This window comes from Bradyrhizobium sp. CCBAU 21365 (assembly GCF_015291305.1).
Lineage (GTDB): Bacteria > Pseudomonadota > Alphaproteobacteria > Rhizobiales > Xanthobacteraceae > Bradyrhizobium > Bradyrhizobium elkanii.
The window spans coordinates 1,797,398-1,822,292 of sequence record NZ_CP030036.1 but is presented as its reverse complement, the minus strand read 5'-3'; the positions used below and the strand labels follow the sequence as shown (position 1 = coordinate 1,822,292).

22 protein-coding genes are annotated in these 24,895 nt (G+C 65.1%); 16 read left to right on the top strand and 6 right to left on the bottom strand.

The genetic code is table 11. The annotated features are described in order from the left end of the window. Positions 1-36: 36 nt before the first annotated feature. Genes XI02_RS08580 through XI02_RS08570 form a run of 3 tightly spaced genes read left to right on the top strand, consistent with a single transcriptional unit; the run spans position 37 to position 2,089 of the window. On the top strand, positions 37-870 hold the full coding sequence (locus XI02_RS08580) for a dienelactone hydrolase family protein (protein WP_172648575.1): 834 nt from the start codon (positions 37-39) through the stop codon (positions 868-870). Continuing rightward, a complete protein-coding gene (locus tag XI02_RS08575; RefSeq protein ID WP_172648576.1) occupies positions 867-1,610 on the top strand; it encodes a haloacid dehalogenase type II in 744 nt (247 codons plus the stop codon). The genes XI02_RS08580 and XI02_RS08575 overlap by 4 nt, the downstream gene beginning before the upstream one ends. A gap of 5 nt (positions 1,611-1,615) precedes the next feature. Beyond that, positions 1,616-2,089: a YbaK/EbsC family protein gene (locus XI02_RS08570; protein WP_016846151.1), complete on the top strand. Its 474-nt coding sequence runs from the start codon at positions 1,616-1,618 to the stop codon at positions 2,087-2,089. Here the strand turns inward: XI02_RS08570 and XI02_RS08565 are convergent. The 4 genes from XI02_RS08565 to XI02_RS08550 all read right to left on the bottom strand — a co-directional run bounded on the left by XI02_RS08565 (position 2,086) and on the right by XI02_RS08550 (position 7,575). Beyond that, positions 2,086-2,466 carry a hypothetical protein gene (locus XI02_RS08565; RefSeq protein WP_172648577.1) on the bottom strand — a complete coding sequence of 127 codons (381 nt, stop codon included), beginning with the start codon at positions 2,464-2,466 and terminating at the stop codon, positions 2,086-2,088. The two genes, XI02_RS08570 and XI02_RS08565, sit on opposite strands and share 4 nt — an antisense overlap. A gap of 144 nt (positions 2,467-2,610) precedes the next feature. Beyond that, entirely contained in the window at positions 2,611-3,600 is a 990-nt protein-coding gene (locus tag XI02_RS08560) for a tripartite tricarboxylate transporter substrate binding protein (protein ID WP_172648578.1), read from the bottom strand. 452 nt (positions 3,601-4,052) lie between these two features. Then, positions 4,053-6,488 (bottom strand): hypothetical protein, encoded by a 2,436-nt coding sequence (locus tag XI02_RS08555; protein WP_172648579.1) that lies wholly within the window; start codon positions 6,486-6,488, stop codon positions 4,053-4,055. A gap of 172 nt (positions 6,489-6,660) precedes the next feature. Then, the gene (locus XI02_RS08550; RefSeq protein ID WP_016846155.1) at positions 6,661-7,575 is read right to left on the bottom strand and encodes a LysR family transcriptional regulator; all 915 of its coding nucleotides are present in this window, start codon (positions 7,573-7,575) and stop codon (positions 6,661-6,663) included. 115 nt (positions 7,576-7,690) lie between these two features. Between XI02_RS08550 and XI02_RS08545 the strand changes: the two genes are divergently transcribed. From XI02_RS08545 to XI02_RS08520, 6 genes are all read left to right on the top strand, one after another. Then, positions 7,691-8,443: an SDR family NAD(P)-dependent oxidoreductase gene (locus XI02_RS08545; RefSeq protein ID WP_172648580.1), complete on the top strand. Its 753-nt coding sequence runs from the start codon at positions 7,691-7,693 to the stop codon at positions 8,441-8,443. Between the two features lie 74 nt (positions 8,444-8,517). Further along, entirely contained in the window at positions 8,518-9,216 is a 699-nt protein-coding gene (locus XI02_RS08540; RefSeq protein WP_026192241.1) for a pirin family protein, read from the top strand. 143 nt (positions 9,217-9,359) lie between these two features. Then, a complete protein-coding gene (wrbA, locus tag XI02_RS08535) occupies positions 9,360-9,959 on the top strand; it encodes an NAD(P)H:quinone oxidoreductase (RefSeq protein ID WP_016846158.1) in 600 nt (199 codons plus the stop codon). A 181-nt stretch (positions 9,960-10,140) separates the two neighbouring features. Further along, entirely contained in the window at positions 10,141-11,088 is a 948-nt protein-coding gene (locus XI02_RS08530; protein ID WP_172648581.1) for a DUF5996 family protein, read from the top strand. Positions 11,089-11,356: 268 nt separating this feature from the next. Beyond that, the gene (locus XI02_RS08525; RefSeq protein WP_172648582.1) at positions 11,357-12,463 is read left to right on the top strand and encodes a glycoside hydrolase family 5 protein; all 1,107 of its coding nucleotides are present in this window, start codon (positions 11,357-11,359) and stop codon (positions 12,461-12,463) included. A gap of 94 nt (positions 12,464-12,557) precedes the next feature. Then, positions 12,558-14,075 (top strand): hypothetical protein, encoded by a 1,518-nt coding sequence (locus tag XI02_RS08520; RefSeq protein WP_244980769.1) that lies wholly within the window; start codon positions 12,558-12,560, stop codon positions 14,073-14,075. A gap of 48 nt (positions 14,076-14,123) precedes the next feature. Here the strand turns inward: XI02_RS08520 and XI02_RS08515 are convergent, their stop codons facing one another. Then, positions 14,124-14,723 carry a DUF1080 domain-containing protein gene (locus XI02_RS08515; protein WP_016846162.1) on the bottom strand — a complete coding sequence of 200 codons (600 nt, stop codon included), beginning with the start codon at positions 14,721-14,723 and terminating at the stop codon, positions 14,124-14,126. A 218-nt stretch (positions 14,724-14,941) separates the two neighbouring features. Between XI02_RS08515 and XI02_RS08510 the strand changes: the two genes are divergently transcribed. The 3 genes from XI02_RS08510 (at position 14,942) to XI02_RS08500 (ending at position 16,120) form a co-directional block, all read left to right on the top strand. Then, on the top strand, positions 14,942-15,412 hold the full coding sequence (locus XI02_RS08510) for a cupin domain-containing protein (RefSeq protein WP_244980770.1): 471 nt from the start codon (positions 14,942-14,944) through the stop codon (positions 15,410-15,412). A gap of 70 nt (positions 15,413-15,482) precedes the next feature. Continuing rightward, positions 15,483-15,722, top strand: coding sequence for a DUF2171 domain-containing protein (locus tag XI02_RS08505; protein ID WP_069278269.1), 240 nt, complete (start codon positions 15,483-15,485; stop codon positions 15,720-15,722). A gap of 56 nt (positions 15,723-15,778) precedes the next feature. Next, positions 15,779-16,120 (top strand): hypothetical protein, encoded by a 342-nt coding sequence (locus tag XI02_RS08500; RefSeq protein WP_016846165.1) that lies wholly within the window; start codon positions 15,779-15,781, stop codon positions 16,118-16,120. Here XI02_RS08500 and XI02_RS08495 read toward each other — a convergent pair. After that, on the bottom strand, positions 16,094-20,209 hold the full coding sequence (locus XI02_RS08495; protein ID WP_172648583.1) for a GAF domain-containing protein: 4,116 nt from the start codon (positions 20,207-20,209) through the stop codon (positions 16,094-16,096). The genes XI02_RS08500 and XI02_RS08495 overlap by 27 nt on opposite strands. 402 nt (positions 20,210-20,611) lie before the next feature. Between XI02_RS08495 and XI02_RS08490 the strand changes: the two genes are divergently transcribed. The 4 genes from XI02_RS08490 (at position 20,612) to XI02_RS08475 (ending at position 24,738) form a co-directional block, all read left to right on the top strand. After that, positions 20,612-21,664 carry an Ldh family oxidoreductase gene (locus XI02_RS08490; RefSeq protein WP_172648584.1) on the top strand — a complete coding sequence of 351 codons (1,053 nt, stop codon included), beginning with the start codon at positions 20,612-20,614 and terminating at the stop codon, positions 21,662-21,664. 24 nt (positions 21,665-21,688) lie between these two features. Continuing rightward, positions 21,689-23,053: an LLM class flavin-dependent oxidoreductase gene (locus tag XI02_RS08485; RefSeq protein ID WP_026192240.1), complete on the top strand. Its 1,365-nt coding sequence runs from the start codon at positions 21,689-21,691 to the stop codon at positions 23,051-23,053. Between the two features lie 12 nt (positions 23,054-23,065). Next, positions 23,066-23,851 (top strand): fumarylacetoacetate hydrolase family protein, encoded by a 786-nt coding sequence (locus XI02_RS08480; protein WP_018269753.1) that lies wholly within the window; start codon positions 23,066-23,068, stop codon positions 23,849-23,851. 123 nt (positions 23,852-23,974) lie between these two features. Then, a protein-coding gene (locus XI02_RS08475; RefSeq protein WP_085967191.1) for an IS5 family transposase occupies positions 23,975-24,738 on the top strand; the annotation gives its coding sequence in 2 pieces (ribosomal slippage) (positions 23,975-24,310 and positions 24,313-24,738; 762 coding nt in all). Positions 24,739-24,895 lie beyond the last annotated feature (157 nt).

The window sequence follows — 24,895 nt, the reverse complement described above, 5'->3', positions numbered from 1 at the left end:
GGGAGTATTGTCGGCGGCAAGCTTCGGAGGTGGTTCATGACGAACTTCGCCGGACTTGCCGCATCCCTTCTGATCGGAAGCGCGGAGCTTGCCTGCGCAGCCGGCGCCGAGCCACCGCCCGCCTTCGTCGAATTCGAGAGCCCGCTTGCAAGTGCGCAGCCGCTGCAGGGCTATCTGCGATTGCCGGACGGACCGGGCCCTTCGCCCGCCGTGGTGCTGCTGCACGGCTGCGGCGGCTTTTTCAAGCAACTCGACGAGCGCTGGGGCAAGCGGCTGGCGGCCTGGGGCTACGTCACCCTCACGGTCGACCGGTTCGGCCCACGGGGCATCACCAGCACCTGCGCGAGCGGGCCGCCGGCTGCGACCGTCCACGACGCCTATCGTGCGCTGAGTTTCCTCGCGCGGCAATCGGCGGTTGATCCTGCCCGCGTCGCGGTGATCGGGTTCTCGCAAGGCGCGTGGCTTGCCCTGTTCTCGGTCGAGCGCGGCGCGATCGAGCGTAACGCCAAGGAGAAATTCCGTGCGGCCGTCGCGTTCTATCCGCCCTGCCTCAGCATCAAGGGCGACATGACGGTGCCGACGCTGATCATGGTCGGCGAGCTCGACGACTGGACCCCGGCCAAGGAGTGCCGGAATCTGGCCGAAGGCCGCGATGACTACGGCATCTCACGGCAGAAAGAGCTGGGGTATCCGATCGAACTCATCGTCTATCCGGGCGCCTATCATGATTTCGACGTACCGTCATTCCGCGCGCCCCAGAAGCTGCTCGGTCATCACCTCGAATTCAACGAGGTGGCCAGGGATCAATCCATCGACGCACTCAGGAAATTCCTGTATGCGACAATCGGCGGGCAAGAGAGATCACAATGACCATCAAGGCAATCGTCTTCGACGCCTACGGCACGCTCTACGACGTCCAGTCGGTGGCCGACGTCACCGAGGATGCGTTCCCCGGCTACGGCGACATCATCACGCAGGTCTGGCGCATCAAGCAGCTCGAATATAGCTGGCTGCGCTCGCTGATGCGGCGCTACCAGGATTTCGCCGTCGTAACGCGCGACTCCCTCGCCTACACGCTGCGCTGCCTCGGCCTGCAATATGACGCGGCGACCTTCGCCCGCATCATCGACAAATATCAGCATCTGGCGCTGTATCCGGATGCGGTCGCCGCGCTCGAGGCGATGAAGGACAAGAAGCTTGCGATCCTCTCCAACGGCAGCCCCGACATGCTGAACGCGCTGGTGCGCAACTCAGGACTCGACCGCGTGCTCGATGCGACCATCAGCGTCGATGCCCACAAGGTGTTCAAGCCGGCGCCCGAGGCCTACACGCTGATCGAGGAAGTGCTGAAAGTACCGCCGGCGGAGGTGCTGTTCATTTCCTCCAATCCGTGGGACGCCTGCGGTGCCAAGTCGTTCGGCCTCAACGTCGCATGGATCGAGCGGGTGACGCCGGAAGCGATGGCGCTGGCCTGCGTCGAAAGCGAGACGGTCGCCCCATTGACGATGTTCAAGGCGCTGCGTACCCAGATGGACGAGCTCGGCGTCGTGCCCGATCACCGGATCCACGGTCTCTCCGAACTTCCTGCCCTGGTGTCTGCAAGGTCCTGAACAGCATGAGCCTCGAGTCCGTCCGCGCCTTCTTCGCCGAGAAGGCGCCCGAAATCTCCGTGATCGAATCCACCACGAGCTCCGCGACCGTCGTGCTGGCGGCGGAAGCCTATGGCGTCGAGCCGGCGCGGATCGCCAAGACGTTGAGCCTGCGGGTCGGCGACCGCGTCGTGCTGATCGTTGCCGCCGGGACGTCGCGGATGGACAACAAGAAGGTCAAGGCGGCGTTCGGCGGCAAGCCGAAGATGCTCGGCCTCGACGAGGTCGCCGACATCACCGGTCACGAGGTCGGCGGCGTCTGTCCGTTCGGGCTGAAGACGCCGCTTCCGGTCTATTGCGACGTATCGCTGAAGGCATTCGATGTCGTGGTGCCGGCCGCGGGCTCGACCCACAGCGCGGTCCGCATCACGCCCGACAGGATGGCGGAGCTGACCGCGGCCGAATGGGTCGACGTCTGCGAAGTCAGACCTGAGAACTAATCCTCATCGTCGAACGGCGGCCGCGATGGCGCCGGCTGCACCGGCTGCGGTGCACGCGGCCGCTGCTGCATCTGCGGCTGCTGCGGCGCACGACCCTGCATTTGCGGCTGTTGGGCCCGGCCTTGTGTCTGTTGCTGTTGCGCGTTCGATTCGAACACGGCACGACAATTGTTGGAAAGTTGCGGCGTGTTCTGCCGCAGGCAAGCCACGATGCGCTGCACGTCGGGCACCTGGTCGCTGCAGAGCCGCCACACGTCCGGTGTGCACGCCATCTGCTGTTCCCAGGTTCCCCGATACTCCTCGGCGACCGCGGCCGTTGCCGTGGCAGCTCCGCCGATCGCTATGGCAAGGCTCAGGACGATCCGCTGCGATCGCATGTCGGGCTCCCGTTGTTCCAGATACTGGCCCGCGCGCGCAGGTTCCCGCGCCGCGATTTGCTCCAAAGCTGCCCAATGAATGCGGCCAAGGATCGTTCGCGCGGACAACTAAAAGTGAAGAGGGTCTGCCCGCTGGGGAGATCCCTATTCGACCTTGCCGATCTTTTTCACCGCCGCGATCAACCGCGCGCTGTCGTCTGCAACAAATTTTGAGAACGCCGGCGCGTCCATATAGGCGACCGGACTGCCCGCGGTTTCGAAGGTCTTGATCACCTCTGGCGCCTTCACGGCATCGGCCATCGCCGCGCGCAGCCGGTCCATGATCGGCACCGGAAGCGCTGACTGCGCGAACAATCCCGCCCAGATGTAGAACTCGACGTCCTTGTAACCGAGCTCCTTAAAGGTCGGCAGATCGGGGAAGCTCGCGATCCGCTCGGCGCCCCAATTGGCGAGCACGCGCATCTTGCCGTCCTCGACCTGCTGCTTGAGCGTGCCCGGCGCCGACGCCAATGCCTGCACCGTGCCGGAAAGCAGCGCGGTGAGCGCCGGGCCTGCACCGCGGAACGGCACGTGCAGCAGCTTTATTCCCGCGCTTGCCGCGAACATCTCCATCGCGACATGCAGCGTGCCGTACGGACCGGACGAGCCGTAAGGGATCTGTCCCGGGCGCTTCTTCGCGTCGTCGACGAATTCCTGCAGCGACTTCCACGGCGCCGAGGCCGGCACCGCCAGCAGCGTCGGGTCGGCGAGCACGCGCGCGATCGGCGCGAACTGCGACACCTCATAAGCCACCGGACGATCGAACAGCCGGTCGGCCTCCGGCAGCACCGCGAGCGAGGACAGCGTCATCAGCAGCGTGTAGCCGTCGGGCTCGGCGCGCGCGGCCTGTGCATTGCCGATCGATCCACCTGCTCCGCCGGCGCGATTGTCGACGATCACGGGTTTGCCGAGGATGCGCTCCAGCGCGAGCGCCACCGGCCGCGCCGCAAGGTCGGCCTGGCCGCCGGCCGGAAACGGCACGATCATCGTGATGTTGCGGTTGGGATAGGCGCCTTGCGCAAACGCGGAGTTGGCGAGCGCAGTCTGCGCAAGCGGCAATGCGGCGGCGGCGCGCAGGAGTTCGCGGCGGTTCATCGAAAGTTTCTCCCGAGTCATCTTTTTTGGCGATCGCAGCCGATCGCGACGCCGCGGTCAGAGCCGCGGCTTGCTCGCATCGTGCAGGAGCGGGAGGCGCATCTCAAGCGTCCCGCTGCCGCATCCGGTGCGGACTGACCGATGGGGAAGATCGAGCCGGGCGGGTCGGGCCGAGTACATGCTGAGATTCGATCGAATAACGACGGCGCTGTGCTCCCTCTCCCCGTTCTTACGGGGAGAGGGTTGGGGTGAGGGGCTGCCTCCGCGTAAATGGCGACAGTTGGACTTGTGGCGGCTCCCTCTCACCCGGAACGCATCTAACGATGCGTCGTAGCCGAAGCTCCGCTTCGGCGTTCTTGAGAACGGCCGCCAAAGGCGGCCTATACCTCTCCCCGCACGGGGGGCGAGGTAAAACTGAGTCCGCTGCGCGATGCGATGTAAGTCGCCTTGCTCTAACGCTGGCGCGCCGCCTTGCGGGTCTTTCCGACCGACCGCTTGCCGGCCGCGCCGCGCTTGGTCGCGGTCTTCCTGCTGGCGGCCGCGCGTCGGACTGGAGCTGCTGCGGCCGGCCGCTTGCGCGCCACCGCCTTCTTCGGCGCCTTCCTGGCCGTTTCCCTCGCAGCTTTCTTAGCGGTCTTCTTCGCTGCTTGCGGACGCGCGCGTCGCGCCGTCGTCACGCTGCGGCGCCGCGTGCTGCGGCCTCCGATCGGAACGAGGTGGTCGTCGGCATCCAGTGTGAGCTGCTGCAGCGGAAACGCCGGCAGGAAGCTCGGGTCGTTGTAGAGCTCGCTCAAACTGTCCTGATCGAACTTGCCGCCCTGCCCGCGGTCCTCGCCCGCACCGGCGCGCCAGGCCGCTTCCCAGACCCGGGCCAGGGTCTTGGCACCGTCCTGCATGCAGGCCGCGGTGGCGTCCTTCAGCTTCGACCACAGCGCCTCGACCTGGCCGCTGCCCATATGCGAATTGAACAGGTTGACGATGGTCATCGGCGGCAGCCGCTTCACGGTCCGCTGCATCAGCGCGACCACGGCAACCGCGGCGTCGCGGCCGGTCGGCGTGCCGCCAGGGACGATCTCGGCAACGTCGCTGGTCCGGGCGTCAGGGATCATCTTGATGAGATCCTTGCCGTGGCGGCCGATCATCGTGGTCTCGTACACGCTGTGCACCTTGGCGTGCGCCTTGTCGTTCGGATCGAGGCCATGGTGGAATTGAGAGATGTGCAGCGGCTGGCAGGCATCGCCGATGTAATGCGCGACAATGCCCGCGGCGCAGACAAATTCCAGCTTCTTGTTGGCGGCGGCGTACTCGACCATCTCGTCGAAAATCTGCCAGACCCGGAACGGCAGCGCGCCGCGCCGGTCCTCGCCGATCCCCTCGTAATAGTCGTTCCAGACCTTCGGATCGACGTTGCGCGTCGACTCCGCGCAAAGGTCGAGCAGCGTCTTGCCGTCCCTGCCCGGCTTGTCCATGTCGGCGAAATGGTTGCTTTCGTCGGTGTGCCGGGTGAAGCGCCAGACCAGGTCGGCGACATCGGCCAGCGGCGAGAACGTGCCTCGCTGATGCGGCTTGAGGTCGGCGAGCAGCTTGTCGTCGAGGCCGATATTGTCGGAATTGGCGTCCATCATGGTGGCGAGCTTGGGCAGCTTCGCATCGATCAGACCGGTCGCGTAGGCGCCGATCTTGACGTGGCCCCATTCGCCCCAATACTCGGTGTGGCCGGCGTTCCAGTCGCCGATCAACTCGACATCGAGCTCGCGGCACAGCGTCGCCATGCAGATGCCGAGCGCAACCTGCATCGGGACCTTGCCGCTCGATCCGAACAGTTCCTGGCCGCCCCATTCGAGCGCCAGGGGACTGAGGATCCGCGCGCCGCTGGCGTTCTTCCTGGCGTCCGGATCGTCAACGAACCAGACCGTGCCGGAGTCGCCCGGATAATTGTTGAGCGGCGTGTCGCCGTTGCGCGGGCCGATCACGAAATCGCTGACATATTCCATGCCGCCGACGGTCTTGTAGCGATAGAACAGGCCGAGGATCTTGCCCTTCATCAATCCGCTGGTCGCACCGAACGCGATCAGCGGCTGGTTGATGATGTCGAGACGGAAGGTGCCGACATTGAGATCGACGACGTCGCCGACCTGGCCAACGCCGTAAACCTGTGCGGTCCAGCCCTTGACGTCATCGACGCGGATCAGGCCGGCATCGAGATTGGCGACGACGCGCGGGCCGGGCCAGCCGGGATAGACCTCGCTGAAGGCGCGCTTGCCGAGTTGCAGCGCATCGCTGACGCCGAGGCGGCGGTCGGTGTTCTTGAAGCCGGCGAAGATTTCGCGGCCGGCGGCGCCGACCACGTGACGGTTGGAGAGCGCGAACACGGTCTCGCCATTGGTGACGAGACAGCCGATCGAGCCACGGTGGATCTTGCCCTGGATCATGGTCTGCGCCGGAAAGCCGCCGCCGACCAGATCGCTCTTGAACACCGGCGGATCGATGGTGCCGGGGCTGCCCTCGTTCGGATCGACCTTGACGACGCAGGTGGGCACGACGCGACCGTCGGGCAGATAGAGGAACGGAGGCACCAGCTGGTCCTGCTTCTCGGGATGGTTCTTCAGCTCGGAGCGCTTCATCCAGTCGCGGACAAAGACGAGGATGCAGGGCCACGACCAGTCCTTGACCGACGAATTGAACAGCGTGCGCGGACCGAGCGCCTGCGGCTTGGAGTGCGCCTTTCTTTCCGTCGCGTTGCGATCGTTGTCCCGGATCAGATAGCGCCCGATCGCCGTGGCGTAGACCGATTGCAGATGGGCCAGGTGCACGTGATAGGCCTCGCGGGCATCGAGCAGGTCCTTCACCGACAATGACGTGAAATCATGCTTGGTCAGATCAATCATCTGGTTCCTCCGAAAATGCGCTTTGCGGCAACACCGGTTCAGGACGCAGAAATAGACGATCGCGGCAGCCCACGATCATGGGTTAGTTCACATAAGTTATACAATTTAAAAGGGATGACACGAATGTGGCGGCGCGGGCCGGATGTGCCTCCGCCGGTCCGCGTGCGGATTTCTATTTCCGCTGCGCGCGCCCTTTGGCGAAATGCTTGGCCAGGAAATCCGCCAGCACCTCGACGCGCGCGGGACGCGGTCCGCCCGGCGGGGTGACGAGATGCACGGCGCCTTCGGGTTGCTTCCAGCCTTTCAGGATCACCTCGACCTCGCCGCGCGCGATCGCATCGCCGACGATGAAGTCGGGCAGATCGGCGATGCCGAGTCCCGCGAGCAGCGCGGGCATCACCGCCTCGCCGTTGTTGACCCGGAGCTGGCCGGCGGGACGCACGCTCGCCTGCTCGCCCGACGCATTGGTGTAGTGCCAGACGCCCTGGGTCGAGAGATAGGCGTAGCCGAAGCATTTGTGCTCGGCGAGATGCATCGGATGGGTCGGCCGGCCGTGGCGCTTCAGATAGGACGGCGCGGCCACCGTGTAGCGCGGCATGCCGCACAGCCGCCGCGCGATCAGCGAGGAATCCGGCAGCCGCGCGATGCGCAGGCCGGCATCAAAGCCCTCGCCGATCAGATCGACCGTCGCGTCGCTCAAATGCAGGTCGATCGAAACCTCCGGATAGGCCTCCATGAATTCCGGCAGCAGCGGCGCCACCGTCTTGATGCCGAAGCTCATCGGCACCGCGAGCCGCACCAGGCCACGCGGCGTGGTCGATTGCGCCAACGCCTCGTTCTCGGCGGCCTCGCCATCGGCGAGCAGCCGCGCGGCGCGCTCCGACAATTTCTGGCCGGCATCGGTCAGCGCCAGCCGCCGCGAGGTGCGGTTGAACAGCCGGGCGCCGAGTCGCTCCTCCAGCCGGCTGACCGCCTTGGACACCGTCGCCTTGGACAGCGAGAGCTCGGTCGCGGCGGCCGCAAATGACCGTAATTCCACGACTTTTGCGAAGATCGCGAGCGCCTCGAAGTCCGGCAGTTTCGACATGGGCCGCTGTCCTGATTGCTCAAAATGGAAACAATGAGTTTCAATAGTTTCTATTTCTATACCACAGCCGGAGGCATATCCAAGTGCCAACAAATTCAACCGATGGAGAAATCCAATGACCAAGAAGCTCTCAGGCAAGGTTGCCCTCGTCACCGGCGGTTCGCGCGGCATCGGCGCGGCCAGCGCCCGTGCACTCGCCGCGGAAGGTGCGAGCGTCGCGATCAGCTACGTTGCCTCTCCCGAGAAGGCCGAGGCCGTCGTCGCCGAGTTGAAGGGCAAGGGCGTCAACGCCCGCGCCTACAAGGCCGACCAGGCCTCGTCATCGGATGTCGATCAGCTGGTGAAGACCGTCGCCAAGGATTTTGGCCGGCTCGACATCCTGGTCAACAACGCCGGTGTCGCATCGGGCGGCGCGGTCGACGATCCCAAGGCCGACACCGCGACGCTCGCCCGCCAGGAGGCGATCAACATCGACGGCGTGATCACCGCAATCCGCGCCGCCTCCAGGCTGATGGGTGAAGGCGGCCGCATCGTCACCGTCGGCTCCATGCTGGCGGACCGCGCCTCGTTCCCGGGCCTTGCCGACTACGTCGCCACCAAGGCGGCCGTCGTCGGATACACTAAGGGCGCGGCGCGCGACCTCGGACCGCGCGGCATCACGGTGAACGTGGTGCAGCCCGGCTCGATCGACACCGACATGAACCCGAAGGACGGCGGCGAGTTTGCCGAGACGCAACGCCTGCAGCACGCGCTGCAGCGCTTCGGCCGCCCCGAGGAGGTCGCCGCAGGCGTCGTGTTCCTGGCAAGCCCGGAAGCCTCGTTCGTGACCGGCACCGTCCTCAACGTCGACGGCGGCTTCGGCGCCTGATCGCAAATTTTCTGGAGACGCCGGGCGCAGAGCGCCCGGCCCGCTCCTCAACATCGACATCAAGGGGAATGACCATGATCGAACTCAGACCATTCGCAAAGCTTGGCGGCGCCGACCACGGCTGGCTGAAGGCCAAGCACCACTTCTCGTTCGCGAGCTACTACGATCCCGACAATGTCAGCCACGGCGCACTGCGTGTGTGGAATGACGATGAGATCGCGCCCAATTCCGGCTTTCCGGCGCATCCGCACGCCAACATGGAGATCATCACCTATGTTCGCGAAGGCGCGATCACGCACCAGGATTCGCTCGGCAACAAGGGACGCACCGAAGCCGGCGACGTCCAGGTGATGAGCGCCGGCAGCGGCATCCGTCACTCCGAGTACAATCTGGAGCCGGCGAAGACCAAGATCTTCCAGATCTGGATCGAGCCGACGACGACGGGCGGCCACCCGACCTGGGGCTCGAAACCGTTCCCGAAGGCGGACCGCTCCGGCAAACTCGTCACCATCGCCTCGGGTATCGAGGGCGACGACGACGCGCTGCCGATCCGCGCCAATGCGCGGGTGCTCGCCACCACGCTGAAGGCCGGCGAGAGCGCGGAATATTCCGCCGACAAGGCCCGTCACCTCTATCTGGTGCCGGCGGCCGGCAGCATCGAGGTCAACGGCGTGCGCGTCAATGCGCGCGACGGCGCCGCGATCCGCGATGAAGCCAAGCTGAAGATCACCGCGCTCGAAGATGCCGAGCTCGTGCTGGTCGACGCGGCGTAACCCAACCCCCACGCGTCATGCCCGGGCTTGACCCGGGCATCCATCCCCTTCGGAAGAGTCTCTGAGAACGATGGATTGCCGGGTCAAGCCCGGCAATGACAACCCCTAACCCAACTTCTCTCCCCCACCCAAAGGAGGCCATCATGGCCAAGGTTCTCGTTCTCTATTACTCCGCCTACGGTCACATCGAAGCCATGGCGAATGCCGTCGCGGAAGGCGCGCGCGAAGCCGGCGTCACTGTCGACATCAAGCGCGTGCCCGAGCTGGTGCCGGCCGAAGTCGCCAAGGCCTCGCACTACAAGCTCGACCAGGCCGCGCCGGTCGCCAAGATCGACGATCTCGCCAACTACGATGCGATCATCGTCGGCACCGGCACCCGCTTCGGCCGCATGGCCTCGCAGATGGCCAACTTCCTCGACCAGGCCGGCGGCCTCTGGGCCAAGGGCGCGCTCAACGGCAAGGTCGGCGGCGCCTTCACCTCGAGCGCGACCCAGCATGGCGGCCAGGAGACCACCCTGTTCTCGATCATCACCAACCTCCTGCATTTCGGCATGACGGTGGTCGGTCTGAACTATGGCTTTGCCGGACAGATGAGGCTCGACGAGGTCACCGGCGGCGCGCCCTACGGCGCAACCACGATCACCGGCGGCGACGGCAGCCGCCAGCCGAGCGAGAACGAACTCGCCGGCGCCCGCTATCAGGGCCGTGCGATCGCGGAGACCGCGAAGAAGCTGCGCGGCTGAGCCGCACGGTGAAGCCGGCTGGGTTTCACACCCGGCCGGACTCTTGCGCGACAGGGCGGCACTCTCCCTGACGGATTGCCGGCCTGTCCGCTGTTTTTGGAAGCACCGGTTCCCGAAATCATCGGGACCATTTTCGTGGTATGCCGCAAGGCAGCTTGTCGGCGCAGCCCAGAGGTTTGTCATGACCAACACACAGAAGACCCGCTGGCCGGAACTGCCGACCGCGGCGTGGCGCGACAGCTGCGCCACGCTCCAGCTCTTCACCCAGATCGCCGGCAAGATCCGGCTGGCGAAGTCGCCCTGGCTCAATCACTCCTGGCACGTCACGCTCTATGTCACGGCGCGCGGGCTGACCACCTCGCCGATCCCCGACGGCGATCGCACGTTCCAGATCGACTTCGATTTCATCGATCACATGCTCCGCATCTCGACCAGCGACGGCACCGAACGGCAATTCGCGCTGGCCGGTCAATCGGTCGCGAGCTTCTACGCGGCGGTCATGACCAATCTGAAGGACCTCGGCATCGACGTCGCCATTGACGAGATCCCGAACGAAGTCGCCGATCCGATCCGGTTTTCGCAGGATACGCAGCATGCGTCGTACGACGCCGATGCCGTGCGCCGGTTTCACCAGATCCTTGTGAACTGCGACCGCGTGTTCAAGCAATTCCGGACCGGCTTTCTCGGCAAGGCGAGCCCGGTGCATTTCTTCTGGGGCAGCTTCGATCTCGCGGTGACGCGGTTTTCCGGCAGGACCGCGCCGCGGCATCCCGGCGGCGTCCCCCATTTGCCCGACGAGGTGGCGCACGAGGCCTATTCGCACGAGGTCAGCAGCGCCGGCTTCTGGCCGGGCGGCGGCGCGATCGATTATCCCGCGTTCTATTCCTACGCCTATCCGGAGCCCGCGGGCTATCGCAGCACGCCAGTGCGGCCCGACGCCGCCTTCTTCAGCGAGGCGCTCGGCGAATTCATCCTGCCTTACGATGCCGTGCGGACGGCTGCCGACCCCGACAAGGCGTTGCTCGAATTCCTGCAATCGAGCTATGAGGCGGCGGCCATCAATGCGAACTGGGACCGTGCTGCGCTGGAATGCGCACCGGGCCAGCCGGGCGTGGTCCGAGGGATCTAGTTCAGCCGCGCCGAGAGTTTCGGACAGTGACGCAGCGCCAGCACGGCGCGGTCGCGACCAAGCGCTTCGTTTGCGCTTCTCGTGGACAGTCGACGAAGGCGGATAAGTTAAATTTTCGTGTTACGTCTTTACCGCATCGTTGCTTGGCCGAGCTATCTTTCGGACGACGCCCCGCGACCCCGGCCGGCTCGAACACAACAGGCAGTATATTCGTGAGCGCCCCGCAACCCGTCACGATCCCGCGACAACCATCGCACGCCGATCGGTCATGACGCGGCCATCGATGCTTGCCCTCGCGGTCAGCGCGTCCATTCTGCTGTCGATCGCCGCGCGGGCCTGCCCCGCCTTGATCGAAGGCGTGCCGGCCGACCGGCTCAAGGCGCTGTCACGCGGCGTCAATGCCGACGGCTGGATCACCGATCCCCGGTCGGCGCCGCCCCGCGGCCTGCTGCTCGAGCTGCGCAAGGCCGGCATGACCCACATCCGGCTGCCGGTGCCCGCCGACTTCGTCATGCCGCGCTTCGCTGCGAAAGCGGAGATCGACAGCCGCCTGCGCACCGTCGATGCGGCGCTCAAGACCCTGCTCGGCTTCGGTTATGCGGTGTCGATCGACCTGCATTCCGGCGAGCGCTTCAACGCGCTGCACAAGGACGATCCCACCAGTGCGATGACCGAACTGAGGCGCGCCTGGACCGAGCTCGCAACGGTCATGCAGCGCTATCCGTCCGACCGTGTGTTTGCGGAACTGTTGAACGAGCCGGATGTCGAGGCCGCGCAATGGCAGGGCGAAGTCCGGGAGCTGGCCGGCTTCATTCGCGGCCTGCTGCCGCAAACCACGCTGGTCACCGGGCCGGTCAACTGGCAGCGCGCGGATTCGCTGCCGGGCTTCACGCCGCTCGACGATCCGAACGTCGTCTATGCCATCCATTTCTACGATCCGATGGTGTTTACCCATCAGGCCCATTGGGATCCGAATGAGCCGCTGCACGACGTCACCGGATTGCCCTTTCCGGTCCGCGCCGACGATCCCGGGGTTCAACAGCTTCGGGAGCAGCTCACCGCGCTGGACAAGCGCAAGGCACTGGCAATGGTGGACCGCGCCATTCCCGACCGCGGCATCGACAAATGGCTCGAGCCTGCCACCGCCTGGCAACGGCAATATTCGCGGCCGATCATCATCAATGAATTCGGTGTGCTCAAGGCCGGAGCGCCGCGCGACAGCCGGCTGCGCTGGCTCGCCGGCGTGACGGCCTACGCCCGGCAACAGTGCTGGGGCTGGACCCATTGGGAGCTGTCGCAGGGCTTCGGCCTCGCCGACCCGGTCACCGGCAAGGCCGACCGCGATGCGCTGCGGGCCCTGCTCGGCACCCGCTGACCCATCTGGTTAACCGGTTCTTACACAATGCGCGGCTAGATCGACGATGCTGGTGTGGCACGCCCACACGTCCGGTCACGTTAGGTCAGAGCCTGTGCGAGCAGAGATAGCCCCGCGGCCGCTGTTGGCCGGCGACCTGATTCCTGCACTCGGCATCGCCGTGGCATCGATCGCATTCGCACCGATCATGCAGGCGGCCAACGCCGGGCTCGCGATCGTCGTCGAAGGCCTGATCGGCTGCGCCATCGTGCTTGCGGTGCCGGCCTACGCGCCGTCGATCGCCATCTTCATCATCTTCTTCCAGAATCTCTTCGTCTCGATTCTGTCGTCCTACATGACGACCGAGCAGGAGATGGATTTCGTCAAGGGCTACAATTTCCTGGTCTGCGCGGTGATGTGGCTGGTCACGCTGGCGCTCTATGCGCTGCACGAGCGGAAACATTCCGCCGAGATCGACCGGATCATGAAATGGGGGTTGATCACCCTCGCAACCGTGACCGCGTATTTCCTGCTCGGCGCCACGCAGGATTCGCACGCGGCCCTGGTCTATCTGCGCAACATCGCGCTGCCGCTGTTTCTGTTTCAGCTATCGCTGCTGACGGCCGCAACCTTCGAGATCCGCATCACGCCCTTCCTGGTGACCGTTGCCGCGCTGCTGATCGTCTGCGGATATGTCGAATTGCTGTTTCGCGATTTCTGGCTCTCCATCACCAACGGCTACACGTTCTGGCATTTCGACGAGCTGAAGGCGACCCGTTCCGGATCCTGGGAGGCCGAGATGCGCGCAACCGGCAGGGTGCCGGTGGATCTGATCGACCGCTTCCGTTTCAGCTTTCTCAACAGCCCGTTGTTCGAGGACCTCGGCCTCTCGTCGTTGCTGCGTATCTTCGGGCCGAATATGAGCCCGATCAGCTTCGGTTACGGGATCGCCTTCTCCGTCCTGTTCCTGTTCGCGGTCGGATATCGCTGGCTGGCGCTGGCCGCAATCCCGCTGCTGATTTGCTGTAGCGTGAAAGGCGCGCTCATCCTGGTCATCTTCGTCGCCCTGGCCTGGACGGCAACCTGGCTGCTCGGCGCCACCATCACCCTTGCCGTGGCGCTGGTCGGGCTCGTGCTGTACGCCATTGCCGCGATCTATATCGGACTCCAGATCGGCGACTTCCACGTGATCGGCTTCATGGGCGGCTGGGATGGATTCCGGCAGAACCCGATCGGCCGCGGACTTGGCGTCGGCGGCAACCTCTCCGAAGGCTACTTCTCGATCGACTGGAACGCCGCGCAGGCGGCCGGCACGATGGACGGCGCGGTGGAGAGCGCCGTCGGGGTGTTGCTCTACCAGATGGGGATCGGCTCGCTGGTGCCGCTCGGCTACTTCCTGGCGATGGCGCTGAAGGCCTGGCGCCTCTACGCCTCGTCGGGAATTCTCATGCAAGGGCTCGCCGCCTTCGGCACGATGGTCGTGCTGGTGAACGGCATCTTCCAGGAAGAGGCGCTGTTTGCGCCGCCGGCACTTGGGCTGTTGCTGTGCCTGACCGGGCTCGTGATCGGCCATCATCTGCGCACGCAAGGCGACGATCGGAAGGTCTCTACCACCGACAGTGCTCCTCGATGAAGAGGGGCCCGATCGCATTGCGACCGAGGCCCCGCTCAACCGACGCCGTCAGAGCGGCTTGATCTGCACCTTGCGGAACTTGACCACGCCCGAACCATACTGAAGCGCGATGTAGCCGTTGGCGTGCTTGGAGTCCTGGGCGTCGACGGTCTTCTGGCCGTTCAGCGTCACGACGAAATGCGGCCCCTGCGCCGTGATCTCGTAGACGTTCCACTTGCCGGCCGCCTTCGGCATCGGATCGACCTTGCCGACGTCGACAATCGCGCCGGTGCCGTAGGTCGGGTCCGGCCGCTTGTCGAAGATGTTGACCTCGTAGCAGACCTTGGAGTCGATCACCTTGTTGCCTTCGCAGCGGATGAAGATGCCGCTGTTGGCATCCTCGTCAGTCCAGAACTCGGCCCGGATCTGGAAATCCTTGTATTGGTTTTTGCTGACGAGATAGGAGAGATCCTTGCCGTCGAGCTTGTCGGCGACCAGCGCGCCGTCCTTCATCGCCCAATTGGCCTTGCCGACCTCGTCCCAGTCACCCTTCTTGGAGCTGTCGAGCAGCGTCACCCAGCCGTCGTCCCCCGAGGCGGTGGTGGAAAATTGCAGCGCGGCCGCACCGATCACAAGTCCCGCCGCCAGTATCGACAGATGCTTCTTCAAGGTTGTCCTCCCGTCTTTTGGTTGGCGCGCAACCTATCATCGTCTGCGGCGGCGTAAATGCTTTTTCATATTGCAACTGCGTTGTGTCACGGATCGCTGTCGCAATCCCGAGATCAGACATGCACGGACGCGTCTTGCCCGGCGGAAGCGAGGGCGACTAGCTTGCGCGGCATACGGGCGCGGCAGTCGCCCGGGAAATCCGATCTGGGAGCATACCGATGACGGCGTCGAACCGATCATGGCGATACCTGATGATGCCGCTGGCCTTCGCCGGCATGCTGAGCGTCAGCTCCGCGGCCGAGCTCAATCCGGCCGCCGTCACCTACAAGCTGCCGGATCAGATTCCCTGGAGCCCGGTCGATGCGCGCGGTGCGCAGAACGCGGTCGTGGTCGGCGATCCCTCGAAGCCCGACTTCTACATGGTCTACACCAAATGGACCAAGGGCAATCACTTCAGCCGTCCGCACTTCCATCCCAACGACCGCTACATCGTGGTACTCAAGGGCACCTGGTGGGTCGGCTCGGGTCCGAAATTCGATCCCGATCACGGCACCGTGGCGATGCCGGCCGGCAGCTTCGTCACCCATTTTGGCAAAGAGGTGCACTGGGACGGCGCCAAGGACGAGGACGCCGTGCTGCTGATCATGGGCGAAGGCCCGGCCACCGCGACCGAGGTCGAGCAGAAGTAGCCGGAACCGGCTAGCAACCTTTGCATCCACGCGGCGTTTCATCCTCATCAGCATGACCAGGAGATGACGCATGGCGAACACTGCCGACATTCGGGAACATATGGATGTGATTTCGTCGGACAAGAAGACGGTCGGCAAGGTCGACCACATGGAAGGCACCGACAAGATCAAGCTGACCAAGCAAAGCTCACCTGACGGTCAGCACCATCACTTCATTCCGCTGTCCTGGGTCGACCATGTCGACCAGCACGTCCACCTCAACAAATCGGGCTCCGACGTGACGGCGCATTGGCAGCACGGCCGCCAATAGCCGCGTTGCGCGAGGTGGGAGCGATGCTATCATCCCGGCCCAAGGAAAGGCCTTCGATGCATCCCGCCGCCAAGCTGCAATTTGCCCGCATCGTCGACGAGTTCGCGCGCTGGCGCGCCATTCCTGAACCGGAACGGCCGCCCGCGCCGGCCTGGTGGTGGGGGCCGGCATTCGAGATGCGAGATGCCGCCGAACCGCTGCCGGCCGCCTGGAGCCGTCGGCTGCGGCTGCCTGACGGTGCGCGCTTTGCGGAGGCTGCCCTTGTGTTGCGCCAGACTTTGGCCGGCCAGGACATCCTGCCGTGGCCCTATGATTTCTCGCGCAAGGTCGCATCGACCGATTCCGACGTTCGCGACCTGCCCGTGCAGCCGTCAGACGACAGCGCGTTTCCGCCCTAGATCCGACCCGGCCTCGCCGGCCGCCTCGCCATCCAGCGACGGCTGCAGCGGCGGCGAGGCCTCTGCCTGCGACGGCTTCAACAATTCGGCGAGATCGCGCGGCGGCAGCGGCCGGCTGAACAGGAAGCCCTGCATCTCGTCGCAGGCATGGGCGCGCAGGAACTCCTGCTGCTCGGAGGTCTCGACACCCTCGGCGACGATGGTCATGCCGAGCGCCTTGCCCATGCTGATAATCGCCTGCGCGATCGCGACGTCCTCGGAATCATTGGGCAGGTCGCGCACGAAGGAGCGATCGATCTTGATGGTGTCGATCGGGAACTGCTTCATCAGCGACATCGACGAATAGCCGGTGCCGAAATCGTCGATCGCGAGCCGAATGCCGCGATTCTGGATCGCGTCGAGCACGCGCACCGCGCGCGTCACGTTGCGCATCACCATGCTCTCGGTGACCTCGAGCTGGAGCAGCGCCGGCGACATGCCGCTCTTCTCCAGCGCCGCGTCGATGTCGTCGAGCAGATTCGGATCGCCGAACTGCCGCGGAGAAAGGTTGACCGCCATCGTCACGGCCCTGAGGCCGCGGCGCTGCCACGCCATGTTCTGCGCGCAGGCTTCCTTCAGCACCCAGCGGCCGATCGGCACGATCAGGCCGATCTCCTCGGCGAGCGGAATGAACTGCCCCGGCGATACCTTGCCGAGCTCCGGATGGGTCCAGCGCAGCAGCGCCTCGACGCCGCTGATCGCTCCACTCGCCATGTCGACCTTGGGCTGATAGTCGAGCGAGAACTGGTTGCGCTCCAGCGCGCGGCGCAATGCGCTCTCCATCGTCAGGCGCTCGATCGACTGCGCCCTGATCTCGTTGGAGAAGAAGCGGAAGCCGTTCTTGCCGTCTTCCTTGGCGAGATACATCGCCATGTCGGCATTCTTGGTCAGCGTCTGCACGTCCGAGCCGTCGGCCGGATACATCGCGATGCCGACCGAGGCCGTGGTGTGGCACTCATGTCCGCTGATCGTCAACGGCTGGCTGAGCGAGATCAGCAGATCGCCGGCGATGCGCTCGACGTCGTCCCGTTCGGTGGTCTCCTCGAGGATGACCACGAACTCGTCGCCGCCGAGCCGCGCCACCACGTCGCTCGCGCGCAACGATCCTTGCAGCCGCCCGGCGATCGCTACCAGCAGCATGTCGCCGGCGTCGTGGCCGAGCGAGTCGTTGATCACCTTGAAACGGTCGAGATCGATGAACAGCACCGCGAGCTGCCGGCGATGGCGATCCGCCGCCGAGATCGCGTGATGCAGCATCTCGTTGAACGTCTCGCGGTTGGGCAGATTGGTCAGGCTGTCGTGTGAGGCAAGGTATTCGATGCGCTCGTCGGCCTTGTGCTTCTCATCGGCGCGATCGAAGCTCTCGAGCGCGAACGCCAGATTGTCGGCGAGGCGCTGCAGCAGCTCGGCGAACTCCGGCGTGAAGGTGTCCTTGTCGAGCGCGACGAAGATCATGACCCCGACCACCCGCCCGCTGACAACAAGCGGAAACGAGGCGCTGGACTGCGTTCCATCGAGCCGGGCGCGCTCATGGAAGGCGGCGGTCTCGGCATCGGCAAAATAGTCGTTGATGATGCACGCCTTGCCGGAGCGGAACGCCCGGCCGCAGGCGCCGCGGCCCTCGGGGTGCGCCTCGCTGGTCGAGAGCGTCACCTGGCGCGCGCCCTCGGCCGCCGGCCCCGCAATCGCGACGATCCGCAGATAGTCGCTTCCGCTCTGCGCCAGCGCGATCGTGGTCGAGGTGAACTTGCCGCCGGTCGCCGCCGCCGCGCAGACCAGTCGATACAATTCGGCGCGGGACTTCGCCCGCATGATCGCCTCATTGGTTGCGCTCAGCGCCGCGAACATCCGCGACAGCCGCTCCTTCTGCTCGTCGTCCCGCGCCTTCTCGTCGGCACGGTCGAAATTGGCCAGCGCAAACGACACGTTCTCGGCAAGCCGCTGCAACAGCGCCATCATCTCCGGGCTGAAGGTGCCGAACTCGCTTGAGAGGAACACCAGCGCGCCGATCGCCTCGCCATTCTTGAGCAGCGGCAGGGCTGCGCCTGATTTGCTGCCGCTGTCGCGCACGGCCGGATAAACGTGCGATTCGGGGCCGAAGTCGCTGAGATAGTCGTTGCTGATGCAGGGCCGACGCGTGCGGATCGCAACGCCGGTCAGCGTCTGCCCCTCCGGACGCGTCGCGTCGGCCGACAGCTGAACTTCGCGGGCCCGCACCCGGTCGGGGCCCGAGGCGGCCACATTGTCTAGGAAGACCTCGCCGGGGCGCACCAGCCTGATCGTGGCCGAGACGAACTGGCCGCCGACCGCCGCGGCATCGCAGACCAGATCGAACAGCTCGCCGCGGGATTTCGCCCGCATGATCGCCTCGTTGGTCGCGCTCAGCGCCGCGAACATCCGCCGCAGCCGCTCCTTCTGCTCCTCGGTCCGCGCCTTCTCGTCGGCACGGTCGAAGCTGCCGAGCGCATAGGAGACGTTGTCGGCGAGCCGCTGCAGCAGCTCGGCGAATTCGGCCGAGAAGGTGTTGCGCTTGGCGGAGATGAACAGCATCACGCCGACCGGCTCGTCGTCGACGATCAGCGGAAATGCCGCGCCCGATCGCGCATCCTCGCGGTCGATGACGTCGCGGAACGGATTGCTGGCGACGTCGCCCAGAAAATCGTTGTTGATGCAGGCGCGCCGCGAGCGGAACGCCCGGCCACAGACGCCGCGCCCTTCGGGGCGTGCCTCGCTGCGCGAGACGTTGAGGCGGCGCGCATTTGCTGCGGTAGGCCCCGCGACCGCCATCATCTCCAGGAAATCGTCGCCGGGCTTGGCGATCAGGATGCTGGTGGAGTTGAACCCGCCGCCATGCGCCGCCGCCGCGCAGACCAGCTCGAACATCTCGAGCCGCGACCGCGCGCGCATGATCGCCTCGTTGGTCGCGCTCAGCGCCGCGAACATCCGCGACAGCCGCTCGCGCTCGGCATCGGCCCTGGCCTTCTCGGTGGCACGGCCGAAATTGTCGAGCGCGACCGAGACATTCTCGGCGATCCCCGCGAGCAGCGCGATGATCTCCTCGTCACGCGCCCAGGAATTGCTGGTGAAGAAGATTAGGACGCCGACGCTTTTGCCGAACCGGGTCAGCGGCAGCGCGACGCAGGCCATCAGGCCGCTGCCGCCGACCGGCATATGCGACGGGCTCATCGATATCGGGATATCGTGCTCGACGCAGGGCCGCTGGGTCCGGAACGCCTCGCCGCAAATCCCTTTGCCGTAGACGTTGTCCGGATCGGTCGAGAAGCGCGTCTGCGTGATCAGGTCGAGCGCCTCGCCGGTGCCGGCGACAGGCTCGAACCAGTGCGTGTCGGGTTCGGCCAGCAGCACCACCGTGGCGAAGGACTTTCCGCTGAACACCGCGGCATCGCAGACCCGCTGATAGAGATCGTGCTCGGTCTTGGCGCGAAGGATCGCCTCGTTGGTTGCGCTGATGGCACCGAACATGCGGTTGAGCCGGCGCATCGCCCGCTCGCCGCTCTTGCGCGAGGCTTCGTGGTCGAAATTATCGAGCGCGAAGGACACGTTCGCGGCCATGCGCTCCAGCAGCGAAACGGCCTCGTCGCTGAGCGAATTGATCTCGCGCTGCGTCACCATGAAGACGCCGACGCTGCGCCGGTTGCAAACCAGCGGCACCGCGGCGGCCGCCCCGACGCCGGCCGCTGCCGCGCCGCTGCGCCAAGCTGCCGAAACAGCGTCGTTGACATAGTCGTTGCGGACGCAGGCCTTCTGGTCGCGGAACGCGCGGCCGGCCACGCCTTCTCCCTCCGGGGTGTTGGCGATCGCGGAAATGGTGATGCTGCGTAGTCGCGCGACATCGTCGCCGTAGCCAGCCGCGAACTTCAGGAGACCGGTATCCGGCTCCAGCAAAAACACGGTCGCGGCCAGGAAGCTCCCGCTCGAGAACGCGGCTTCACAGACCTTACCGTACAATTCTTCTGGTGATTTCGCGTACAGGATCGCTTCGTTGGTGGCACTCAACGCCGCGAATGTACGCCCGATGCTCGACTGCACGATCCTTGAAGGCCCCGGGGCCAACCCCTTCAATCTGGCGGGGAACATTGCCCGCGAGAGGCCTAAGTGGTGGTTAGCGTATCCGGCAAGTTGCACGACAAAGTAAACGGCTGACGAACGCCGGCGGCGGTTTTCCGGGATATTACGGACACCGATGTGCCAGCCTGAGGCGGAGGGCGGCGAGGCGCGGATGGACGTCCTGCTCGCGCCGCCGGAGCAGCTAAATTCCGCAACGCGACCGCGCCCGTTCCACTCCGTGAAATAGCGGCGGCGAGCACCCTGCTGGCGGTATGGCCGCCCGGATTTTCTGCCCTTGCTCGCCCCTCGGCGCTTTGAGAGCATGACGTCGACAACAGCAAGCACGACCCGCGCATCACGCGGGCAGATCGCGAGGAAAATCCCATGCCGATCGTCCAGGCCGACCGTCTCACGCGCATCGGCGCGGCGCTCCTCAAGGGCGCCGGCGCATCGGAGGAGGAAGCGAGCGCCGTCGCCTCCGGCTGCGTCAACGCCAACCTCGCCGGCCACGACTCCCACGGCGTGATCGCGATCCCGACCTATATCGACCGCATCAAGGCCGGCCACATCGTGCCCGGCGCGAAATGGACCATCGTGCAGGAGACGCCGACCACGACCGTAATCGACGGTCATTGGGGCTTCGGCTTCCACGTCAACGCCAAGGCGATGGAGATGACCATCAACAAGGCGAAGACCGCCAATGTCGCGGCCTGCACCGTGTTCCGGCAGAGCCATGTCGGACGGCTCGCGCATTACCCGATGATGGCGATGCGCGAAGGCATGATCGGGATTGCGGCTGCCGATTCCGGCCGTTCGCCGAAACATGTCGCACCGTTCGGCGGCCGCGAAGCGCGGCTCGGCACCAACCCGCTTTCGATCGCGGTGCCGTCCGACCTCGAGGCGCCGTTCTACCTCGATATGGCGACCTCGGCGGTCGCCGCCGGCAAGATCCAGCTCGCGGTGGCGCGCGGCGAGAGCATCCCGAAGGGATGGATCATCGATGCCGAAGGGCGCGACACCACTGACCCGAAGGACTACCGCAAGGGCGGTGCGCTGCTGCCGCTCGGCGGCAGCGAAGGCTACAAGGGCTCGGGCCTTGCCGCGATGGTCGAGGTGCTGTGCGGCCTGTTGACCGGGCTCGGCTTCGGCGTCGAGCCGACCGGCCGGCACAACGACGGCTGCTTCATGGCGGTGTTCAACGTCGCCGCATTCCGTCCGCTCAAGGACTTCAGGAAGGAAGTCGCCGACTTCGCCCGCTATTTGAAATCGACGCCGCCGTCGGAAGGGAGCCGCGGCGTGTTCTATCCGGGCGAGATCGAATATCTGCGCGAGCAGCAGCGGCGCAAGGACGGCATCGAGATCGAGGATGCGACCTGGGACAAGCTCAAGGCGCTCGCCGCCGATTACAAGCTCACCGACCAGCTCGACCTTCGCTGATAGTTCCGGACACAGGAGAACGACATGACACGGCAAATGGCGCTGGTTGGCTTTTTGCAGGCGCAGAACTGCACCAACCTGCCGGGCTCCTGGCGCCACCCGGAGTCGCGCGACGATTCGATGTCGGCGGATTACTATCAGGAGATCGCGCGCATCCTGGAGCGCGGCAAGTTCCACATGGCGTTCTTCGACGATCGTCTCGCAATGCCCGATCGCTACGGTAACGATCACGCCCACACCGTCGAATACGGCATCCGCTGCGTGAAGATGGACCCGATCGTGGTGCTGACCACGATGGGCATGGTCACCACCAAGCTCGGCCTCGCCTCGACTGCCTCCACCACCTATTTCGAGCCGTTCGACGTCGCCCGCCGCTTCGCCACGCTCGACCTGATGACGGGTGGCCGCGCCGCCTGGAACGTGGTGACCTCGGTCAATGACGGCGAAGCGCTCAACATGGGCCGCGAGCAGCATCTCGAGCACGATCACCGCTATGACCGCGCCGACGAGTTCATGGAGGTGGTGCTCGGCCACTGGGATGCCTGGGAAGACGGCTCGCTGCTGATCGACAAGAAGAGCGGCCGCTTCGCCGATCCGAGCAAGGTGAAGCGGCTCGACCACAAGGGCGCGTTCTTCACCTCGCGCGGCCCGTTCACGGTGCCGCGCTCGCCGCAGGGCCACCCCGTCGTGATCCAGGCCGGCGCCTCCGGCCGCGGCCAGCGCTTTGCCGGGCGCTGGGGCGAAGTGATCTTCACCGCGGCGCGCAACCTCGCCAATGCCAAGCAGGGCTATGACGCGATCCGGGGCGAAGCCGCCAAGGCCGGGCGCGATCCCGACCAGATGTTCCTCTGCAATCTGATCACGCCGGTCACCGGCGCGACCAAGGCCGAGGCCGAGGACCGGATGGCGGTGATCCAGAAGCTGCCGCTCGAGATCGACGCGCTGTCGCTGCTCGCCGAAGGCCTCAACTTCGATTTCGGCGCCAAACCGATCGACGAGCCGCTGACATCAGAGGAGCTGCAGGGCATGCAAGGCATGCTCGGCATCCGTGACGGCGTGCTGCGCACCTCCGGCAAGAGCAATCCCTCGACCCGCGACTTCATCACCTTCTCCGGCCGCGGCCAGGTGCAGGACGCGCTGGTCGGCGGCCCGAAGGAGATCGCCGACCGGCTGGAGGAGATGTTTGTCAATCGCGGCTGCGACGGCTTCGTCGTCGCGGCGAGCTACGTGCCGGGCTCCTATGCCGACTTCGTCGACCACGTGGTACCCGAGCTGCAGAAGCGCGGGCTGTTCCACAAGGACTACGCCGGCACGACGCTGCGCGAAAATCTCGGGCTCAAGCGCCCCGCCGCGGGCGCCTGGAAGACCGGCGCGCAGGCCGCGGAATAGAGGGACATCATCATGCGCTGGCTGAAATTCACTGCCGCGGGCGATACTTCCTGGGGCCTCGTCGAGGGCGACACCGTCACCACCGTCAATGGCGATCCGTTCGGCGAATGGAACAAGACGTCGAAGACGCATGCGTTGAAGGACGTCAAGATCGAGCTGCCGCTGATCCCGCGCACCTTCTACTGCGTCGGGCTGAATTATTTGAAGCACCTCAAGGAAGCCGCCGACAAGGCCGGCACCGTGCCGAACGTGCCTGACCGTCCCGAGATCGGCTACCGCGCGCAGAACGCGCTGATCGCCCATGACGAGAACGTCGTGATTCCGGCTGGTGCCACCGAGAAGATCCATTACGAGGGCGAGCTCGTCGTCGTGATCGGCAAGAAAGCCAGGCATCTGACCGAGGCCAACGCGATGGACTGCGTGTTCGGCTACACCATCGGCAACGACGTCTCCGAGCGCAGCTGGCAGAAGGCCGATCGCGGGCTGTGGCGCGCCAAGAACGCCGACACCTTCAAGCCGATGGGCCCTTGGATCGAGACCGATGTCGACCTCGACCGCATGGAGACCGCGATCCGCGTCAACGGCAAGGAGACCGGCCGCTTCCGCACCAACGAGATGATCTTCGGCATCGTGCCGTTCCTCGTCGAGCTCTCGAAATACTTCACGCTGTCGCCCGGCGATGTGATCTGGATGGGCACCGACGGCGCCTCGCCGGACCTGAAGGACGGCGACGTGGTCGAGATCGACATCACGGGGATCGGGATATTGCGGAACCGGTTCGTGAAGGAGAAGGTGTGAGGTTGCGCCTACGCGCGCGCTTCATTCTCAATGTCGTCCCTGCGAAAGCACTAGGTGGTGTGGACTCTAAGGATTCCCTTTTAGGACCAAATCAGATTCAAGACTGCTTTTGGGGAGGCAGTCTTGGGCGTGATGGATCGTTTGGTTTTGAACGACGCGGCGTGGGAGCGGATGGCGCCGTTGATCATAGGCCGGCCGGACCAGAAGGGTTCGACCGGCCGCGACAATCGGATGTTCGTGGAAGGGGTGCTGTGGATCGTGCGTACGGGCTCTCCCTGGCGTGATCTTCCGGAAGCGTTCGGAGATTGGAACAGCGTGTTCCGGCGCTTCAGTCGATGGAGTGCCAAAGGCGTCTGGTGGCGGATTTTTGAGGCGATGTCTGATGATCCGGACTTCGAATATCTGATCGTCGATTCCACCATCGTCCGCGCCCACCAGCACGCTGCCGGGGCCAAAAAAGGGGGTCTGAAGATCAGGCGCTCGGCCGCTCGCGCGGTGGTCTGAGCACGAAGATCCATCTGGCCGTTCGGGGGTTGGGATGCCCCGTGCGGTTCACCCTCACCGCAGGCCAGAAGGGCGATGCACCGCAAGCCGCCGCGTTGATCGAGGGATTGCCTGCCGAGGTCGTCATGGGCGATACGGCCTATGACGCCGATCACTTGCGCCAAGCCATCGCTGCCAAAGGCGCGCTTGCCGTCATCCCCAACAACCCGTCACGCGCGCTCAAATATCCGCTCGACAAGCATCTCTATGCCCAGCGCCATCTCGTGGAATGCTGCTTCTCAAAGCTCAAGCAATTCCGCCGTGTCGCAACCCGCTTCGAAAAGACCGCTCGAAATTATCGGGCGGTCGTCACCCTCGCAGCCATCATTCTCTGGCTGCGGTAAGTGTCCACACCACCTAGAGCATGCACGTATTTGGTGCGGCGGATTGGCTCGGGATGGAGACAGGGGATTCCAGAATCGGCGATCCGTGTGATTTCTATTGCGACGCTCCAGGTTGGACGGGGGTGTCGGGTGTTGTTACGAATTGACTGGACGTTAG

Excerpts from the sequence above, each read along its gene's own strand:
- XI02_RS08580 (WP_172648575.1), top strand. The coding sequence starts at position 37 with ATGACGAACTTCGCCGGACTTGCCGCATCCCTTCTGATCGGAAGCGCG.
- XI02_RS08575 (WP_172648576.1), top strand. The coding sequence starts at position 867 with ATGACCATCAAGGCAATCGTCTTCGACGCCTACGGCACGCTCTACGAC.
- XI02_RS08570 (WP_016846151.1), top strand. The coding sequence starts at position 1,616 with ATGAGCCTCGAGTCCGTCCGCGCCTTCTTCGCCGAGAAGGCGCCCGAA.
- XI02_RS08565 (WP_172648577.1), bottom strand. The coding sequence starts at position 2,466 with ATGCGATCGCAGCGGATCGTCCTGAGCCTTGCCATAGCGATCGGCGGA.
- XI02_RS08560 (WP_172648578.1), bottom strand. The coding sequence starts at position 3,600 with ATGAACCGCCGCGAACTCCTGCGCGCCGCCGCCGCATTGCCGCTTGCG.
- XI02_RS08555 (WP_172648579.1), bottom strand. The coding sequence starts at position 6,488 with ATGATTGATCTGACCAAGCATGATTTCACGTCATTGTCGGTGAAGGAC.
- XI02_RS08550 (WP_016846155.1), bottom strand. The coding sequence starts at position 7,575 with ATGTCGAAACTGCCGGACTTCGAGGCGCTCGCGATCTTCGCAAAAGTC.
- XI02_RS08545 (WP_172648580.1), top strand. The coding sequence starts at position 7,691 with ATGACCAAGAAGCTCTCAGGCAAGGTTGCCCTCGTCACCGGCGGTTCG.
- XI02_RS08540 (WP_026192241.1), top strand. The coding sequence starts at position 8,518 with ATGATCGAACTCAGACCATTCGCAAAGCTTGGCGGCGCCGACCACGGC.
- wrbA (WP_016846158.1), top strand. The coding sequence starts at position 9,360 with ATGGCCAAGGTTCTCGTTCTCTATTACTCCGCCTACGGTCACATCGAA.
- XI02_RS08530 (WP_172648581.1), top strand. The coding sequence starts at position 10,141 with ATGACCAACACACAGAAGACCCGCTGGCCGGAACTGCCGACCGCGGCG.
- XI02_RS08525 (WP_172648582.1), top strand. The coding sequence starts at position 11,357 with ATGACGCGGCCATCGATGCTTGCCCTCGCGGTCAGCGCGTCCATTCTG.
- XI02_RS08510 (WP_244980770.1), top strand. The coding sequence starts at position 14,942 with ATGACGGCGTCGAACCGATCATGGCGATACCTGATGATGCCGCTGGCC.
- XI02_RS08505 (WP_069278269.1), top strand. The coding sequence starts at position 15,483 with ATGGCGAACACTGCCGACATTCGGGAACATATGGATGTGATTTCGTCG.
- XI02_RS08500 (WP_016846165.1), top strand. The coding sequence starts at position 15,779 with ATGCATCCCGCCGCCAAGCTGCAATTTGCCCGCATCGTCGACGAGTTC.
- XI02_RS08490 (WP_172648584.1), top strand. The coding sequence starts at position 20,612 with ATGCCGATCGTCCAGGCCGACCGTCTCACGCGCATCGGCGCGGCGCTC.
- XI02_RS08485 (WP_026192240.1), top strand. The coding sequence starts at position 21,689 with ATGACACGGCAAATGGCGCTGGTTGGCTTTTTGCAGGCGCAGAACTGC.
- XI02_RS08480 (WP_018269753.1), top strand. The coding sequence starts at position 23,066 with ATGCGCTGGCTGAAATTCACTGCCGCGGGCGATACTTCCTGGGGCCTC.